This is a genomic window from Streptococcus lactarius (assembly GCF_016642265.1).
GTDB classification, from domain to species: domain Bacteria; phylum Bacillota; class Bacilli; order Lactobacillales; family Streptococcaceae; genus Streptococcus; species Streptococcus lactarius.
Genome location: NZ_MRXX01000009.1, coordinates 26677 through 42789, shown reverse-complemented (window position 1 = coordinate 42789; position 16113 = coordinate 26677). Strand labels below are relative to the sequence as shown.

At 41.0% G+C, this 16113-nt stretch carries 16 protein-coding genes; 15 read left to right on the top strand and 1 reads right to left on the bottom strand.

From position 1 onward, the window contains the following. The first annotated feature begins 11 nt into the window (after positions 1-11). Both BTU61_RS07405 and BTU61_RS07400 read left to right on the top strand, forming a co-directional pair. A complete protein-coding gene (locus BTU61_RS07405; protein WP_187538210.1) occupies positions 12-269 on the top strand; it encodes a DUF896 family protein in 258 nt (85 codons plus the stop codon). A gap of 168 nt (positions 270-437) precedes the next feature. After that, a complete protein-coding gene (locus BTU61_RS07400; protein ID WP_200772996.1) occupies positions 438-1820 on the top strand; it encodes an amino acid permease in 1383 nt (460 codons plus the stop codon). Positions 1821-2021: 201 nt separating this feature from the next. Here the strand turns inward: BTU61_RS07400 and BTU61_RS07395 are convergent, their stop codons facing one another. Beyond that, a complete protein-coding gene (locus BTU61_RS07395) occupies positions 2022-2198 on the bottom strand; it encodes a hypothetical protein (protein WP_187538214.1) in 177 nt (58 codons plus the stop codon). A 150-nt stretch (positions 2199-2348) separates the two neighbouring features. Here BTU61_RS07395 and rsmH point away from each other — a divergent pair, with 150 nt between their 5' ends. The 13 genes from rsmH (at position 2349) to pepC (ending at position 15848) form a co-directional block, all read left to right on the top strand. Beyond that, on the top strand, positions 2349-3299 hold the full coding sequence (rsmH, locus tag BTU61_RS07390; RefSeq protein ID WP_200772995.1) for a 16S rRNA (cytosine(1402)-N(4))-methyltransferase RsmH: 951 nt from the start codon (positions 2349-2351) through the stop codon (positions 3297-3299). An 11-nt stretch (positions 3300-3310) separates the two neighbouring features. Then, positions 3311-3646 (top strand): cell division protein FtsL, encoded by a 336-nt coding sequence (gene ftsL / locus BTU61_RS07385; protein ID WP_200772994.1) that lies wholly within the window; start codon positions 3311-3313, stop codon positions 3644-3646. Continuing rightward, positions 3639-5921, top strand: a complete 2283-nt coding sequence (gene pbp2x / locus BTU61_RS07380) for a penicillin-binding protein PBP2X (RefSeq protein ID WP_200772993.1) — start codon at positions 3639-3641, stop codon at positions 5919-5921. The genes ftsL and pbp2x overlap by 8 nt, the downstream gene beginning before the upstream one ends. 1 nt (position 5922) lies before the next feature. Then, positions 5923-6915, top strand: coding sequence for a phospho-N-acetylmuramoyl-pentapeptide-transferase (mraY, locus tag BTU61_RS07375; RefSeq protein WP_200772992.1), 993 nt, complete (start codon positions 5923-5925; stop codon positions 6913-6915). A gap of 136 nt (positions 6916-7051) precedes the next feature. Continuing rightward, entirely contained in the window at positions 7052-8395 is a 1344-nt protein-coding gene (locus BTU61_RS07370; protein WP_023920282.1) for a DEAD/DEAH box helicase, read from the top strand. 196 nt (positions 8396-8591) lie between these two features. Then, positions 8592-9392 (top strand): amino acid ABC transporter permease, encoded by an 801-nt coding sequence (locus tag BTU61_RS07365; RefSeq protein WP_200772991.1) that lies wholly within the window; start codon positions 8592-8594, stop codon positions 9390-9392. Continuing rightward, a complete protein-coding gene (locus BTU61_RS07360; protein WP_200772990.1) occupies positions 9392-10135 on the top strand; it encodes an amino acid ABC transporter ATP-binding protein in 744 nt (247 codons plus the stop codon). The genes BTU61_RS07365 and BTU61_RS07360 overlap by 1 nt, the downstream gene beginning before the upstream one ends. 81 nt (positions 10136-10216) lie before the next feature. After that, complete coding sequence (locus BTU61_RS07355) at positions 10217-10444, top strand: DUF4059 family protein (protein WP_200772989.1); 228 nt, start codon at positions 10217-10219, stop codon at positions 10442-10444. Between the two features lie 58 nt (positions 10445-10502). After that, on the top strand, positions 10503-11414 hold the full coding sequence (gene trxB, locus BTU61_RS07350; protein WP_200772988.1) for a thioredoxin-disulfide reductase: 912 nt from the start codon (positions 10503-10505) through the stop codon (positions 11412-11414). A 141-nt stretch (positions 11415-11555) separates the two neighbouring features. Beyond that, entirely contained in the window at positions 11556-13016 is a 1461-nt protein-coding gene (locus BTU61_RS07345; protein ID WP_200772987.1) for a nicotinate phosphoribosyltransferase, read from the top strand. After that, on the top strand, positions 13013-13840 hold the full coding sequence (gene nadE / locus BTU61_RS07340) for an ammonia-dependent NAD(+) synthetase (protein ID WP_200772986.1): 828 nt from the start codon (positions 13013-13015) through the stop codon (positions 13838-13840). Before BTU61_RS07345 ends, nadE begins: the two co-directional genes overlap by 4 nt. 53 nt (positions 13841-13893) lie before the next feature. Continuing rightward, positions 13894-14445, top strand: coding sequence for a GNAT family N-acetyltransferase (locus tag BTU61_RS07335; RefSeq protein WP_200772985.1), 552 nt, complete (start codon positions 13894-13896; stop codon positions 14443-14445). A 68-nt stretch (positions 14446-14513) separates the two neighbouring features. Further along, a complete protein-coding gene (pepC, locus tag BTU61_RS07330) occupies positions 14514-15848 on the top strand; it encodes an aminopeptidase C (protein WP_200772984.1) in 1335 nt (444 codons plus the stop codon). The last annotated feature ends 265 nt before the right edge of the window (positions 15849-16113 follow it).

Here is a 16113-nt window from a genome sequence, read left to right as displayed (position 1 = left end):
TAGGTCTGATAATGACACCTGAAAAAATCGCTCGGATTAATGAGCTTGCAAAAAAGAAAAAAGAAGTTGGCTTAACACCGGAAGAAGCAGTTGAACAAGCTGAACTTCGCGAAGAATATATTGAAGGTTATCGTCGCTCCGTTCGTCACCACATCGAAGGAATCAAAATTGTGGATGAAGAAGGAAACGATGTGACACCTGAAAAACTTCGCCAGGTGCAACGTGAAAAAGGCTTGCACGGACGCAGCCTTGATGATCCAAACTCATGATAGAAGGGGAGTGTCGGAGAAATTTCGACACTCTCTTCGTTTTAAAAATAAAAATTCAGAATATTCTGCACTATATTGACCGATTGTAAAAATCATGGTATAGTATAGATTGTGAAAAATTTAAAGTGTATTTTTCTAGAATATAGATAAGAGAATTGGAGTAGTGATATGTCAAAAAAACTTCACTCGAATGAAGAAACTGAAAATGGGATGGTCCGGGGTCTGCAAAATCGGCATGTGCAGCTGATTGCGATTGCAGGGACCATTGGGACAGGACTCTTTCTAGGAGCTGGGCGTTCCCTCTCTCTAACAGGTCCATCCATTATTTTAGTCTATTTGCTGACAGGCGGATTTATGTATTTGATGATGCGGGCCATTGGGGAAATGCTCTATATGGATCCTGACCAACATACCTTCATCAATTTTATCACCAAGTATTTAGGAAAAGGCTGGGGATACTTTTCGGGTTGGTCCTATTGGGTTTCCTTGATATTTCTAGGAATGGCAGAGATCACAGCAGTTTCAAACTATGTTCAATTGTGGTTCCCTGATTGGCCTGCTTGGCAGATTCAAATTGTCTTTCTAGCACTGTTGAGTTGTGTGAACTTGATAGCCGTCAAGGTCTTTGGAGAGGTCGAATTTTGGTTTGGTATGATCAAAATTATTACCATCCTAGCCTTAATCGCAACAGGTATTTTTATGGTGATGAGCAACTTTGAGACACCAGCAGGACATGCCAGCTTAGCCAATATTACCAATGGATTTCAGATGTTTCCAAATGGTTGGGTTAAGTTTGTGATGGCCTTCCAAATGGTTTTCTTTGCCTATCAGGCAATTGAGTTTGTCGGGATTACCACTTCAGAGACCGCTAATCCTCGTCAAGTGTTACCAAAAGCGATCAAGGAAATTCCGATCCGTATTGTGATCTTCTATGTAGGAGCTTTGTTAGCCATTATGGCTATCTTCCCTTGGCAACAGCTCCCTGTCAATAAGTCACCATTTGTGACCGTCTTTCAGATGGTTGGGATCAAGTGGGCAGCAGGGTTAATTAATTTTGTTGTGCTGACAGCTGCCGCGTCTTCCTTGAATTCTACCCTCTATTCAACAGGGCGTCACTTGTACCAGATTGCAAAAGAAACACCAAACAGTAAAGTGATGAATCGTTTGAAGTTGAATAGCTTATCTCGTATGGGAATTCCAAGTCGCGCGATTATTTTTTCTGCGATTGTGGTGGCTGTTTCAGCCTTTATCAATATCTTGCCAGGTGTATCGGATGCCTTTGCCTTGATTACGGCATCTTCATCTGGTGTCTACATTGCTATTTATATTTTGACCATGCTTGCCCATCTTAAGTACCGTAAATCAAAAGAATTTATGCCAGATGGTTTTGTCATGCCAGCTTATAAAGTGTTGAATCCATTGACCATTGTTTTCTTCCTCTTTGTATTCGTTTGTCTCTTCTTGCAAGAATCAACATACATTGGAGCGATCGGAGCTACGATCTGGATCGTCCTCTTTGGAATTTATAGTAATTGGAGATACACTAAATAACTTGAAAACTCACCCGATGGTGGGTTTTTCTATTGCCAAAAATGATCGTCACTTTTTAAGAGAATCATCCAACAAAAAAAGCTGGGAACCGTCCCAAGCTTCAATCGATCATCAGCGTTATATAAGGTTACGAATATGGTTTTCAAAGCGCACTTTCTTCAGCTTTCAAAAGGATTTAGAAAATCAAATGAAGAGCGCTCATCATTCCTTATCTTTCATTTTTTGCTGTTGGTAGGCTTTTTTGAATCCCCAAAAAGAGGCTACAAGAATGGTAGCGGCAAGCCAAAAAATCCAAGCTTCAATAGTGGTGAAAAATAAGTAGAGGGCGATCAAATCAACCAGTAATAGTGGAATTAGTATTTGTTTTTTTATTTTCATAAGATTATTGTATCATAAAATACAGAGGAAACAAGTAAAATCAAGGTTTCATTAGGGCATTCGAAGAGACAGACATAAGAAAAAATATCCCTTAATGAAAATTCTTTCAGGGGTGCATCTTGTCCCTATTTATGGTAAAATAGTAAAGATATGAGTAAAGAATTTCATCATGTAACCGTTTTGCTCCATGAGACCATTGATATGCTGGATGTTAAGCCAGATGGGGTCTATGTGGATGCCACATTGGGGGGAGCAGGACATAGTGAATATTTGTTAGGAAAGTTAAGTGAATTTGGTCATTTATACGCCTTTGATCAGGATCAGCATGCGATTGAGAATGCGAAAACTCGTTTGTCTCCTTTCATTGAGAGAGGCATGGTAACCTTTATTAAGGGAAACTTCCGTCAGTTGAAGGAGCGCCTAAATGAATTGGGAGTGACTGAAATCGATGGAATTTGTTACGATTTAGGAGTATCCAGCCCTCAATTGGATGAACGGGAACGCGGCTTTTCATATAAGAAAGATGCACCTTTGGACATGCGCATGAATCAAGAGGCTTCCTTGACAGCTTATGAAGTTGTGAATTCCTATGATTATCATGATTTAGTCCGAATCTTTTTCAAGTATGGAGAGGATAAATTTTCAAAGCAAATTGCTCGGAAAATTGAGCAGACACGGGCTATTAAACCAATTGAAACGACAACGGAATTAGCAGAGATCATTAAATCAGCTAAACCAGCTAAGGAACTCAAGAAAAAGGGCCATCCTGCTAAACAGATTTTTCAAGCTATTCGTATCGAAGTCAATGATGAGTTGGGAGCAGCCGATGAATCGATTCAACAAGCTATGGATTTGCTTGCCATCGGAGGCCGCATTTCAGTGATTACCTTTCATTCGCTAGAAGATCGCTTGACCAAGCAACTCTTTAAAGAAGCTTCAACTGTTGAAGTACCCAAAGGACTTCCCTTTATTCCAGATGAGTTGAAACCCAAAATAGAATTGGTCAACCGCAAGCCAATCCTACCTAGTCAAGAAGAGCTTGAGGAAAACAATCGGTCCCATTCTGCTAAGTTGCGGGTAGCTCAAAAAATACACAAATAAGAGGAATGAATATGCCAGCAAAAGAAGAGAGAACAAGAGCACAGATCTTACAAGATCACTTTCGACGTTTCTCCAGAGTAGAAAAGGCTTTTTACGGCTCGATCGTTTTAACGGGTGTGATTTTAGCCATCAGCATTGTCTTTATGCAAACACGGATTTTGCAAGTTCAGAATCAATTGACAGATTTAAATACAGAACTGGAAACAAAGAAAACAGAATTGGCAGATGTTCGTCAAGAGGTAAATGAATTGACGCGCTATGATCGGTTGTCGAAACTTGCCAGTTCGCAAGGAATGAAGTTACAAAAAGAAAATCGAAAAACAGTGAGTGCAAGTAGTGATGAATAAATTTAAAAAGTTTTTGATTCGGTATTCGGTGAAAAAACGCCGTTTACCGGCTCAAAATCGAAAACAAGTTGGGAAAAACCTCAGTGTACTGGCGATTTTCCTCTTTTTTCTCTTCCTTTTAAATTTTGCTCTGATTATAGGCACCGATAAGAAATTTGGTGTGACCTTATCGGATCAAGCAAAAAAAGTCCATGAGCAGACGGTCATTGTTCCTGCAAAACGTGGAACGATCTATGACCGAAATGGAGCAGTAATTGCAGAAGATGCTACGACCTATAACGTTTATGCCGTTATTGATAAAAAGTACAAATCAGCAACTGGGAAAGTCCTCTATGTAGAAGAGAGCCAATTTAAAAAAGTAGCAGAAATCTTTAAGCAGTACTTAGGGATGGATGAGGATTACGTCATTCAACAGTTGTCGCAAAAGAAATTGAAACAGGTTTCTTTTGGCTCGAACGGAAACGGCATAACTTATAGTAATATGACAGCCATCCGTGAGGCCATGGAAGCGGCGAAGATTGAAGGTGTTGCCTTTACAACCAGTCCAAATCGAAGCTATAAAAATGGAGTTTTTGCTTCTCAATTTATAGGTCAGGCCTCTCTTCAAGAAGATAAAGAGGGGAATAAAACCCTGAAGGGACAATCAGGGATGGAGAAATCCCTCGATCGTATTCTCGCTGGTCAAAATGGGGTTATCACCTATGATAAAGACCGAAACGGCAATATCGTTCCTGGTTCAGATAAGGTTTCTGTCAAAACAGAAGATGGAAAAGATGTCTATACGACCATTTCAGCAGAATTACAAACCTACCTTGAGACGCGTATGGATGTTTTCCAAGAAAAGGTGAAAGGGAAATATGTCAGTGCGACCCTGGTCAGTGCCAAAACGGGGGAAATCCTTGCAACGACACAACGTCCAACCTATAATGCAGATACCAAAGAAGGCTTGGATATTAAGAATCTGAGAACCTGGAACACGATTCTTTACCAGGGTCAATACGAACCAGGTTCGACTATGAAGGTCATGACCTTGGCTGCGGCGATTGATCATGGGACTTTCCCAGCCTATAATGAGGGATACTACAATAACGAACTACAAGTAAAAGATGCGACGATCCGTGACTGGGATGTCAATATGGGCTTGTCAGAAGGTCGCTATATGAATATTGCCCAAGCTTTTGCCTATTCAAGTAATATTGGGATGACCAAGCTAGAACAGAAGATGGGCAATAGTGTCTGGATGAATTACCTCACACTCTTTAAGTTCGGACTTCCTACACGTTTTGGAATGGGAGACGAAAGTTTTGGAGGCCTACCAGGTGATAACTATGTCACTCAAGCCATGTCTTCTTTCGGTCAAGGGATTTCCGTCAGTCAAACCCAAATGTTACGGGCCTTTAGCGCCATCGCTAATGATGGACAAATGTTGGAGCCGAAGTTTATTAGTGCCATTTACGATAAAAAATCAGACACGGCCCGCAAATCAAAAAAAGAAGTTGTTGGAAAACCAGTTTCAGGATCAGCTGCACAACAGACTCGAAATTATATGATCACGGTCGGAACAGATCCAGAGTATGGAACCTTGTACAGTGATGGACCCATCATTCAGGTACCCGGTCAAAACGTTGCGGTGAAATCAGGGACTGCCCAAATGGCGACAGATCAAGGATACTTGCAAGGAGAAAATGATTATATCTACTCGGTTGTAGCCATGACACCTGCAGAAGATCCTGAATTCATCATGTATGTGACGGTCCAACAACCAGAAGTGAAATTCTCATTCACCAGCTGGAAAGAGCTGGTCAATCCTATTTTGGAAGATGCAGTTGCTTTAAAAGACGAATTGCACTTAACATCAGAGGCACCAACGTTGGATGGTGTGACCAAAGAAACGACCTACAAAATCCCTTCAGTAGAAACTCTCTCTAAGGAGTTGAATCTGAAACAAAATTTGAGCCCAGGTGCTTATTCAGAGGAATTGCGTCGCAATTTGGTGCAACCAATTGTCCTAGGAACCGGGGAAAATATCCGCAAAATGTCTGTGGATATAGGCTCTAAAGTCAAAGCCAATCAGCAAGTATTGTTATTGACAGAAGACTTTGATGCGGTTCCAGATATGTATGGTTGGACTAAGAAAAATGCAGACATCTTTGGAGAATGGACTGGAATTGAGATTACCTATAAAGGTAGTGGAAAGAAAGTAACTAAACAAAGTGTCAAAATGAACACCTCACTCAATAAAACTAAAAAGATTACGTTAACATTAGGAGACTAAGATGTATATTGCTACGATCCTTGTATCGTTTCTATTAACAGTGGCTGCTATTCCAGCCTTTATTCGATTTTACCATCGTGCTCATATTTCTGGGCAACAAATGCACGAAGATGTGAAACAACACAAAGCGAAAGCTGGCACTCCGACAATGGGTGGAGTTGTATTTCTCATTACAGCCGTTCTAGTTAGTTTTGTCGTTACCGTATTGACTGGAAATTTCACGCGCCCTGTTCAACTGATTCTATTTATCTTGATTCTTTATGGAATTGTTGGATTTTTGGATGACTTTTTAAAAGTTTTTCGTAAGATTAATGAAGGTCTTAACCCAAAACAAAAATTGGCCCTTCAACTTGTTGGTGGAATCATCTTCTATATTTTTTCTGAACGCCACGGTGCAGGAAGCCTTTTGAATGTTTTCGGATATGAACTTTACTTGGGCCATTTCTACATTCTCTTTGCTTTATTTTGGTTGGTTGGTTTCTCAAATGCTGTCAATTTGACAGATGGGATCGATGGATTAGCCAGCATCTCCGTTGCCATTAGCCTGAGTGCCTATTCCTTTATTGCCTATATGCAAGGGAAATGGGACATTCTCTTTGTCACCTTGAGTATGATTGGGGCCTTGCTAGGATTCTTTGTCTTCAACCACAAGCCGGCTAAAATCTTTATGGGAGATGTCGGTAGTCTAGCTCTTGGAGGGATGCTTGCAGCTTTGTCAATGGCTCTGCATGTAGAGTGGACCTTGCTCCTGATTGGTCTGGTCTATGTCATTGAAACAGGTTCAGTGATGCTACAAGTGACCTATTTCAAATGGACCAAGAAACGCTACGGGGAAGGGCGACGGATTTTCAGAATGACTCCTTTCCACCATCATTTAGAACTGGGGGGACTTTCTGGAAATGGCCAAAACTGGTCAGAATGGAAAGTGGATGCCTTTATGTGGTCCATTGCCTTGGTAACAAGTGTCATCACTCTTGTTCTTCTCTACTTATAAAAAAAGACGGTGGGCTTGCCCATCGCTTTTTTGCTGACTCAGAGAGACTTTGTTGGTTAGGAAAAATGACTCATAAGAGAGGCACGAAGTCAGCTTTTCTGATATAATAATAGAGATCATGAAAGGAACTGAGAAAATGAAATTTACAGAGTTTAATTTTAAGCCCTATATTCAAGAGGCACTGAAAGAAATCAATTTTAGAGAAGCAACCGAAGTACAGGAAAAACTAATTCCGATTGTCTTAGCTGGAAATGATTTGGTAGGAGAGTCAAAGACAGGTTCTGGGAAGACCCATACTTTCCTCTTGCCGATTTTTCAAACCTTAAATGAAGACAGCCAACAAGTTGAAGCGGTCATCACGGCTCCTAGTCGGGAGTTGGCGACGCAAATTTACCAAGCTGCTCGTCAAATCGCTAGTCATTCTGAAAAAGAGATTCGAATTGTGAATTATGTTGGAGGAACGGATAAAAGCCGTCAGATTGAAAAACTGCAGGTCAAACAACCACATATCGTGATTGGAACTCCAGGCCGGATCTATGATCTGGTTGCATCGGGTGATCTGGCTATTCATAAGGCTCATACTTTTGTGGTAGATGAGGCAGATATGACGCTGGACATGGGATTCTTGTCTACTGTGGATAAGATTGCTTCAAGGCTTCCGCAACAACTGCAATTTTTAGTTTTTTCAGCCACCATTCCGCAAAAATTGCAGCCTTTCTTGAAAAAATATCTCTCAAACCCAGTCATGGAGCAAATTAAGACCAAGACGGTGATTTCAGATACCATCGATAATTGGCTGGTTTCGACTAAGGGTCGGGATAAAAATGAGCAAATTTACCAATTGACCAAGACCTTGCAACCTTATTTGGCCATGATTTTCGTCAATACCAAAACGAGAGCAGATGATCTCCATGCCTATTTAGTGGCTCAAGGATTAAAAGTGGCGAAGATTCACGGAGATATTCCACCACGTGAACGGAAACGGATCATGAACCAGGTGAAAAATCTTGATTTTGAGTATATTGTGGCCACCGATTTAGCGGCTCGTGGAATTGATATCGAAGGGGTGAGTCATGTCATCAACGATGCTATTCCACAAGATCTTTCCTTCTTTGTTCACCGTGTTGGCCGGACAGGACGCAATGGTCTACCAGGTGTCGCTATTACTCTTTATCAACCGAGTGATGATTCAGATATCCGTGAACTCGAAAAAATGGGAATTCGTTTCGTACCGAAAGTGTTGAAAAATGGGGTTATTGAAGATACTTATGATCGGGACAGACGGGCCAATCGTGAGAAAAAGCAAGAGAAACTCGACATCGAAATGATTGGTCTGGTGAAGAAGAAAAAGAAAAAAATCAAACCAGGCTACAAGAAAAAAATCAAATGGGCAGTTGATGAAAAGCGGAGAAAAGCTAAGCGGGCTGAAAACCGTGCGCGTGGTCGGGCGGAACGAAAGGCCAAACGCCAAACTTTCTAACCCCTTCTTTCAAATGTTCAGAAGAAAACATAGATTTTCTTTATGAACTCCATAAAGAAAAACTATTAGGAACTTGTCTAAAATTATGATAGACTAAATTTGAGTAGTCTATCATTTTTCTATTTCTGTAGCAATTTTTGGAATTCCGATAGTGAATGTGATAGAATGTTTATGTTCGAGAAAGGAAGTAACAAAAATGTTTACAACTAATCTTTTAGCTGCCAACTGGTATGCTGACTTTTTAAAACACGTTCCAGATAGCAAGCTGTTTAGTTTGAGAGCCGTATTGGATGCATTTCCGGCTGTCATAGGAAAATTGCCTGTGACGATTTTATTAGCCCTAGGAGGCGCATTTTTTGGAATTATTTTTGCCATGATTTTTGCTTTGGTCAAAATTAATCGTGTACGAATTCTTTACCCGATTCAAGCTGTTTTTGTCAGTTTTTTACGGGGGACTCCTTTGTTGGTTCAGTTGATGTTGACCTATTATGGGATTCCTCTTATTTTAAAAGCGATCAATCAGTCTTATGGAACAGCTTTTAATATTAATGCCATTCCAGCTGAGTTATTTGCAATTGTGGCTCTTGCCTTTAATGAGGCAGCTTATGCTAGTGAGACCATCCGGGCAGCCATTTTATCGGTTGATCCTGGTGAAATTGAGGCAGCGCGTAGTCTTGGGATGACCAACCGTCAAGTTTATCGCCGGATTATTATTCCCAATGCAGCAGTCGTTGCAACCCCGACCTTAATCAACTCTCTCATTGGCTTAACCAAGGGGACCTCGCTCGCCTTTAGTGCCAGTGTGGTTGAAATTTTTGCCCAAGCACGGATTATTGGGGGGAGCGATTTGAAGTACTTTGAACGCTTTATCACAGTATCGATTGTTTACTGGATTGTGAATATCCTCATTGAAATGCTAGGCCGCCACATTGAACGTCGACTGGATATTGAGACTCCCGTAACCATTGATTTACCAGATCAGGAGGTCCGGATCTAATGATTTATATTTCAGAATTATCAAAGACATTTTCAGGTCAAAAGGTTTTAAATAAACTGAGTTTGGAAATTCAAAAAGGGGAAGTCGTAGCCTTAATCGGGTCTTCGGGTGCTGGGAAATCAACCTTCTTACGTAGTTTAAACTATTTGGAATCACCGGATAGCGGTAGAATTAAGATTGATGATTTCGAGGTTGATTTTGAGCACATTAGCCAAGATCAAATCTTAACCTTAAGAAGAAAATTGGCCATGGTTTTCCAACAGTTTAATTTATTTGGAAGAAAAACAGCTCTTGAAAATGTGAAAGAAGGGCTCGTTGTTGTCAAGGGCTTATCCGATCAAGAAGCAACGAAAATTGCACGAGAAGAACTAGCAAAAGTCGGCCTATCGGATCGTCAAAATCACTATCCTCGTCACCTCTCAGGTGGGCAAAAGCAACGCGTGGCTTTGGCTCGTGCCTTGGCCATGAAACCAGAAGTTCTTTTGCTGGACGAACCAACTTCAGCCTTGGATCCAGAATTGGTTGGAGAAGTGGAAAAATCCATTGCTAATGCAGCCAAATCAGGGCAAACCATGGTACTGGTCAGCCATGATATGTCTTTTGTAGCGCAAGTGGCAGATAAGGTCTTGTTTTTGGATAAAGGACGGATTCTTGAATCTGGAACACCAGAGGAAATCATGCAACATCCAAAAGAAGAACGGACAAAAGAATTCTTTGCTAGTTACAAACGGACCTATGTTTGATATAATAGAAAAGAGGTAAGACTCAGCTGGCGGTGCTAGCTGGGTTTGTTTTCTGAAAATGTAAAAATATTTGGAGTCATGATGTTAAATAAATTATTATCCTTATATCTGCAAAGTCTAGTGACGACAACAATTTTAGTGGCAATTGCTTCTTGTGTTTGGATTGGCTATCGTGCCCTTAAGAAGAAAGATAAAACAGCCAAGCAACGACAAGCGCATTTGTATGATATCCTCTTAATTGATATCATGACGATTCCTATTTTAACCTTTGCGGTCATAGGGATCTTGTTTATCTTTCAAGCACGATAATTGCAAAAAGATCGTGTTAGAATTATAATGATGACAACGAAACAGAAAGAGGTTGAGTATGTTTGATACAGTGATTATTGGAGCAGGTCCTGCAGGGATGACTGCTGCCCTTTATGCGGCACGAAGTAATTTAAAAGTTGCGCTGATTGAAAGAGGAATTCCAGGCGGTCAAATGAACAATACGTCTGACATTGAAAACTATCCTGGCTATGCAAATATCAGTGGTCCAGAATTGGCTGAAAAAATGTTTGAACCTTTAGAAAATCTTGGTGTGGAGCATTTATTTGGTCAAGTAGAGCGCATTGAAGACAAGGGAATTAGTAAGAAAATCATAACAGATGATGGAGAATTTGAGGCTAAAACCGTGGTGATTGCAACAGGGTCTAACCACCGTTCATTGAATGTCCCTGGTGAAGCGGAACTGAATAGCAGAGGAGTTTCTTATTGTGCTGTCTGTGACGGAGCTTTCTTTCGAGATGAGGATCTCCTAGTCGTTGGTGGTGGCGATTCTGCGGTAGAAGAAGCTGTCTTTTTGACTCAGTTTGCAAAGACAGTGACCATTGCTCATCGTCGAGATGAGCTTCGGGCCCAAAAAGTTCTTCAAGATCGAGCTTTTGCCAATGATAAAATCCACTTTGCTTGGAATACTGTTGTTGAAGAAATTAAGGGAGATCAAAAGGTAACCTCTGTTCTTTTAAAAGATGTCAAGACAGGAGAGGTCAGAGAGAAAGCCGTTGGTGGCGTCTTTATCTATGTAGGTTTAGATCCTGTTAGCGATTTTGCAAGCGATCTTGGTATTTTGGATGAGAACGGTTGGGTGGTGACAGATGATCATATGAAAACGGCTGTTCCAGGTATTTTTGCAGTCGGAGATGTTCGTCAAAAAGACCTACGTCAAGTGACGACAGCAGTCGGAGACGGCGCAATTGCTGGACAAGAAGTCTACAAATATATCACAGAAAACGCTTAAACTTTAAGAAATCTGGGGCTTTGTGTCTCAGATTTTTTCTGTTTTTATTTCAGTATTCAATAGGGCTGAAATATGCTATAATGGTACTAATTTTATGGTAGTCTTTCATAGAACAAATCAATAAAAAAAGAGGTAGTACATATGTATCCAGATGACAGTTTAACCTTGCATACTGATTTATACCAAATAAACATGATGCAAGTCTATTTTGATCAAGGAATCCACAATAAACATGCTGTTTTTGAAGTATTCTTCCGTAACCAACCTTTCAAAAATGGCTATGCTGTTTTTGCTGGTTTAGAGCGAATTGTAGATTATTTAAAGAATCTGCAATTTTCAGAGAGTGATATTGCTTATTTAGAGTCACTTGGTTATCACGGGGCCTTCTTGGACTATCTCCGTGATCTCAAGCTGGAACTGACAGTACGCTCGGCCCAAGAAGGAGACTTAGTCTTTGCCAATGAACCGATTGTACAAGTAGAAGGACCTCTGGCTCAGTGTCAATTGGTGGAAACGGCCCTTTTGAATATCGTCAATTTTCAAACCTTGATCGCAACAAAGGCAGCTCGTATTCGTTCGGTGATTGAAGATGAGCCTTTGATGGAATTTGGAACCCGTCGTGCGCAAGAAATGGATGCTGCCATCTGGGGAACACGTGCGGCAGTTATCGGTGGTGCCAATGGGACTAGTAATGTGCGTGCAGGAAAACTCTTTGGAATCCCAGTTTTAGGAACCCATGCCCATTCTCTTGTGCAGGTATATGGGAATGACTACCAAGCCTTCAAGGCTTATGCCAAAACCCATAAAGATTGTGTCTTCCTCGTAGATACCTATGATACCCTTCGCATCGGGGTCCCTGCAGCTATCCAGGTAGCGCGTGAATTGGGGGATGAAATCAATTTCTTAGGTGTTCGAATTGATTCAGGAGATATTGCCTATATTTCTAAAAAAGTTCGTCAGCAATTAGATGAGGCTGGTTTTACAGATGCTAAAATCTATGCATCGAACGACCTTGATGAAAATACCATTCTCAACCTCAAGATGCAAAAGGCTAAGATTGATGTTTGGGGAGTCGGTACAAAATTAATCACTGCTTATGATCAGCCGGCTCTAGGGGCAGTCTACAAGATTGTCTCTGTAGAAAATGAAAAAGGCGAGATGATCAATACCATCAAGCTTTCCAATAATGCAGAGAAAGTTTCTACTCCTGGTAAGAAGCAAGTCTGGCGGATTACCAGCCGTGAGAAAGGTAAGTCGGAAGGGGACTACATCACCTATGATGGTGTAGATGTTTCCCAGTTGACTGAGCTCAAGATGTTCCATCCGACATATACCTACATCAATAAAACAGTTCGGAATTTTGAGGCTGTTCCTCTTCTAGTAGAGATCTTCAAAGAGGGAGAATTGGCTTATCAATTGCCAACATTATCAGAAATTCAAGAATATGCTCGGAAAAATTACGATCAATTGTGGGATGAATACAAACGTGTCCTCAATCCTCAACACTACCCTGTTGATCTGGCACAGGATATTTGGCAAGATAAGATGGATTTGATTGAGAAAATGCGCAGTAAAGCCAATGGAGAAGGAGATGCAAAATGAGTTTGCAAGAAGAGATTATTCAACAATTAGGTGTGAAGCCTAGCATTGATCCACAGGAAGAAATTCGTCGGTCAGTTGATTTCTTAAAAGAGTACTTGCAAAAACATCCCTTTCTGAAGACCTTTGTCTTAGGAATCTCAGGAGGGCAAGATTCAACCCTTGCAGGACGGTTGGCCCAACTAGCCATGGAAGAAATGCGGAGCGAGACTGGAGATACCTCTTACCAATTTATTGCCGTTCGTCTTCCTTATGGCGTGCAGGCAGATGAAGCAGATGCCCAAAAAGCCTTGGCCTTCATCCAGCCTGATGTGAGCTTAGTTGTCAATATTAAGGAATCGGTCGATGCCATGGAACGTGCTGTTGAAGCAACAGGAACGGATATCTCCGACTTCAACAAGGGCAATATCAAGGCACGGAGCCGTATGATTGCTCAGTATGCTTTAGCAGGAGCGCGGAGTGGAGCCGTAATTGGGACGGACCATGCAGCGGAAAACATTACAGGTTTCTTCACCAAATTTGGGGATGGTGGTGCCGATATTTTACCTCTATTCCGATTGAACAAGCGCCAAGGAAAACAATTGCTTAAAGCCCTAGGAGCTGATCCTGCTCTCTATGAGAAAATCCCAACTGCAGATTTGGAAGAAGAAAAACCAGGTGTTGCGGATGAAGTAGCACTGGGTGTCACCTATAATGAAATCGATGATTACCTAGAAGGCAAACAAGTGAGCCCAGAAACTCAAGCAACTATTGAAAAATGGTGGTACAAAGGCCAACACAAACGCCATCTACCAATTACGGTATTTGATACCTTCTGGCGTGGGTAAGAAAGAAAAGTCGGTTAAGCCGACTTTTTTAAAATAGGATAGGAGGAAATTGGATGAGGAATTTGGGGTCGATCGAATTAGAAACCAAGCGTTTATTCTTAAGACACTTTGTTGTAGAGGATGCAAAGGCAATGTTTGAAAATTGGGCGTCTGATTCAGAAAATGTCAGATATGTAACTTGGGATCCGCATCCAAATCCTCAAGTGACTCAAGCTTCGATTGAGAGATGGCTCCTTCATTACCAAGAGGAAAACACCTACAAATGGGCGATTTGCAAAAAAGAGGATCCCAAGCAAGTGATAGGAAATATCAGTGTTGTTTCCCAGGATCCACAAAAAGAAATATGTGAAGTTGGCTATATTCTAGGAAAAAACTTCTGGGGTCAAGGAATAATGACAGAAGCTCTAAAGGCTGTTTTACACTTTTTGTTACTAGAAGTTGGATTTAAAGAAGTTCAGGCAAAGTATGTCAGTTTGAACCCTGCTTCGGGGAGAGTCATGGAAAAAGCTGGCATGCATTATCTGACTACTCTTCCAAATGCTGTTGCTAGAAAAGGCTATATTGGAGATCAAATAACATACACCATCCATTCTTCTAACCTTTAAAACAATTTTTACTTGAAGATTTTTGTCAATGGTCTATAATGGTAAGTAGCTTTACAAAGGAGAAACTTATGTCAGAATTAACACAAGAATTTACAGACCAGCTCTATGCTAATTATGAAGCAAATGTGAAATATGCGGCTCTTGAAAATACTGTTACCCACAACGGGATCCATGCATCGCTTGAAACGCGCCAGAGTGCAGTAGAAAATACACCAGTTTTTTCACTTGATTTGACCAAGGATAAGGTGACAAACCAAAAAGCATCTGGACGTTGTTGGATGTTTGCGGCTTTAAATACCTTCCGTCACAAGATGATTTCAAGCTTCCAATTGGAGGATTTTGAATTGTCTCAAGCACATACTTTCTTTTGGGATAAGTATGAAAAATCAAACTGGTTTTTGGAGCAAGTGATTGCTACAGCAGATCAAGAATTGACCAGCCGTAAGGTGGCTTTTCTCCTACAAACCCCACAACAAGATGGTGGTCAATGGGATATGGTGGTATCCCTCTTTGAGAAATACGGAGTGGTTCCAAAATCAGTTTATCCGGAATCGATTTCTTCAAGTAATAGCCGGGAATTGAACACCTACCTCAATAAACTCTTGCGTCAAGATGCGCAAATCTTGCGTGACTTGATTCACTCAGGCGCAGATAGTGAGGCAGTTGCGAGCAAGAAACAAGCGTTGTTGCAAGAAATCTTTAACTTCTTGGCTATGTCTTTAGGATTGCCTCCGCGTGAATTTGACTTTTCATACCGTGATAAGGACAACCAATTCCATACCGAAAGTGGCTTAACTCCACAAAGCTTCTACAAAAAATATGTAGACCTTCAATTAGACGATTACGTCTCCATTATCAATGCCCCAACTACAGATAAGCCATATGGAAAATCTTACACCGTAGATATGCTGGGCAATGTGGTTGGTAGCCGTCCAGTCCGCTACCTAAATGTTCCAATGGATCGATTGAAAGAATTAGCTATTGCTCAAATGAAAGCAGGAGAAACTGTCTGGTTTGGTTCAGATGTAGGCCAAGTCAGCAACCGTAAAGCCGGAATCCTGGCAACAGATGTCTACGATTTTGAAGCAGGCATGGACATTCATTTGACACAAGACAAGGCGGGTCGCTTGGACTATGCAGAAAGTCTCATGACACACGCTATGGTCTTGACAGGGGTTGATTTAGACGAAGCAGGTCAGCCTCGTAAATGGAAGGTTGAAAATTCATGGGGAGACAAGGTCGGTACAGATGGTTACTTTGTGGCTTCTGATGCTTGGATGGATGAATATACCTATCAAATCGTGGTTCGTAAAGAATTCCTAACAGCAGACGAATTAGCAGCCTATGAAGCAGAACCAATTGTCCTAGCACCGTGGGATCCAATGGGAGCTTTAGCAAAATAATGATATAGAAAAGAGCCGAAAGGCTCTTTTCAGATTGAAGACAAAATATCTTAAAAACTTTCCTTAGGTGAGTACGGACGTCAGCGAACTTCTTTAAAGTTCCATGACTAATTATTGAGTCTAAGGTCTCAATAATTCCGAGTGCCTGAAACAATAACGTTTCAAGCACTTTTCTCACAGCGGAAAGTTTCAGTATTTTCTTAAATCGATTTAAATATTGGAACTCAATTTTGTTTTTTGCAGAATCACTTAACTTATTTTGCTT

Coding starts and splice junctions, on each gene's coding strand:
- BTU61_RS07400 (WP_200772996.1), top strand. CDS start 438: ATGTCAAAAAAACTTCACTCGAATGAAGAAACTGAAAATGGGATGGTC.
- BTU61_RS07360 (WP_200772990.1), top strand. CDS start 9,392: ATGATTTATATTTCAGAATTATCAAAGACATTTTCAGGTCAAAAGGTT.
- ftsL (WP_200772994.1), top strand. CDS start 3,311: ATGCCAGCAAAAGAAGAGAGAACAAGAGCACAGATCTTACAAGATCAC.
- pbp2x (WP_200772993.1), top strand. CDS start 3,639: ATGAATAAATTTAAAAAGTTTTTGATTCGGTATTCGGTGAAAAAACGC.
- mraY (WP_200772992.1), top strand. CDS start 5,923: ATGTATATTGCTACGATCCTTGTATCGTTTCTATTAACAGTGGCTGCT.
- BTU61_RS07345 (WP_200772987.1), top strand. CDS start 11,556: ATGTATCCAGATGACAGTTTAACCTTGCATACTGATTTATACCAAATA.
- rsmH (WP_200772995.1), top strand. CDS start 2,349: ATGAGTAAAGAATTTCATCATGTAACCGTTTTGCTCCATGAGACCATT.
- BTU61_RS07370 (WP_023920282.1), top strand. CDS start 7,052: ATGAAATTTACAGAGTTTAATTTTAAGCCCTATATTCAAGAGGCACTG.
- BTU61_RS07355 (WP_200772989.1), top strand. CDS start 10,217: ATGTTAAATAAATTATTATCCTTATATCTGCAAAGTCTAGTGACGACA.
- trxB (WP_200772988.1), top strand. CDS start 10,503: ATGTTTGATACAGTGATTATTGGAGCAGGTCCTGCAGGGATGACTGCT.
- BTU61_RS07405 (WP_187538210.1), top strand. CDS start 12: ATGACACCTGAAAAAATCGCTCGGATTAATGAGCTTGCAAAAAAGAAA.
- nadE (WP_200772986.1), top strand. CDS start 13,013: ATGAGTTTGCAAGAAGAGATTATTCAACAATTAGGTGTGAAGCCTAGC.
- BTU61_RS07395 (WP_187538214.1), bottom strand. CDS start 2,198: ATGAAAATAAAAAAACAAATACTAATTCCACTATTACTGGTTGATTTG.
- BTU61_RS07365 (WP_200772991.1), top strand. CDS start 8,592: ATGTTTACAACTAATCTTTTAGCTGCCAACTGGTATGCTGACTTTTTA.
- BTU61_RS07335 (WP_200772985.1), top strand. CDS start 13,894: ATGAGGAATTTGGGGTCGATCGAATTAGAAACCAAGCGTTTATTCTTA.
- pepC (WP_200772984.1), top strand. CDS start 14,514: ATGTCAGAATTAACACAAGAATTTACAGACCAGCTCTATGCTAATTAT.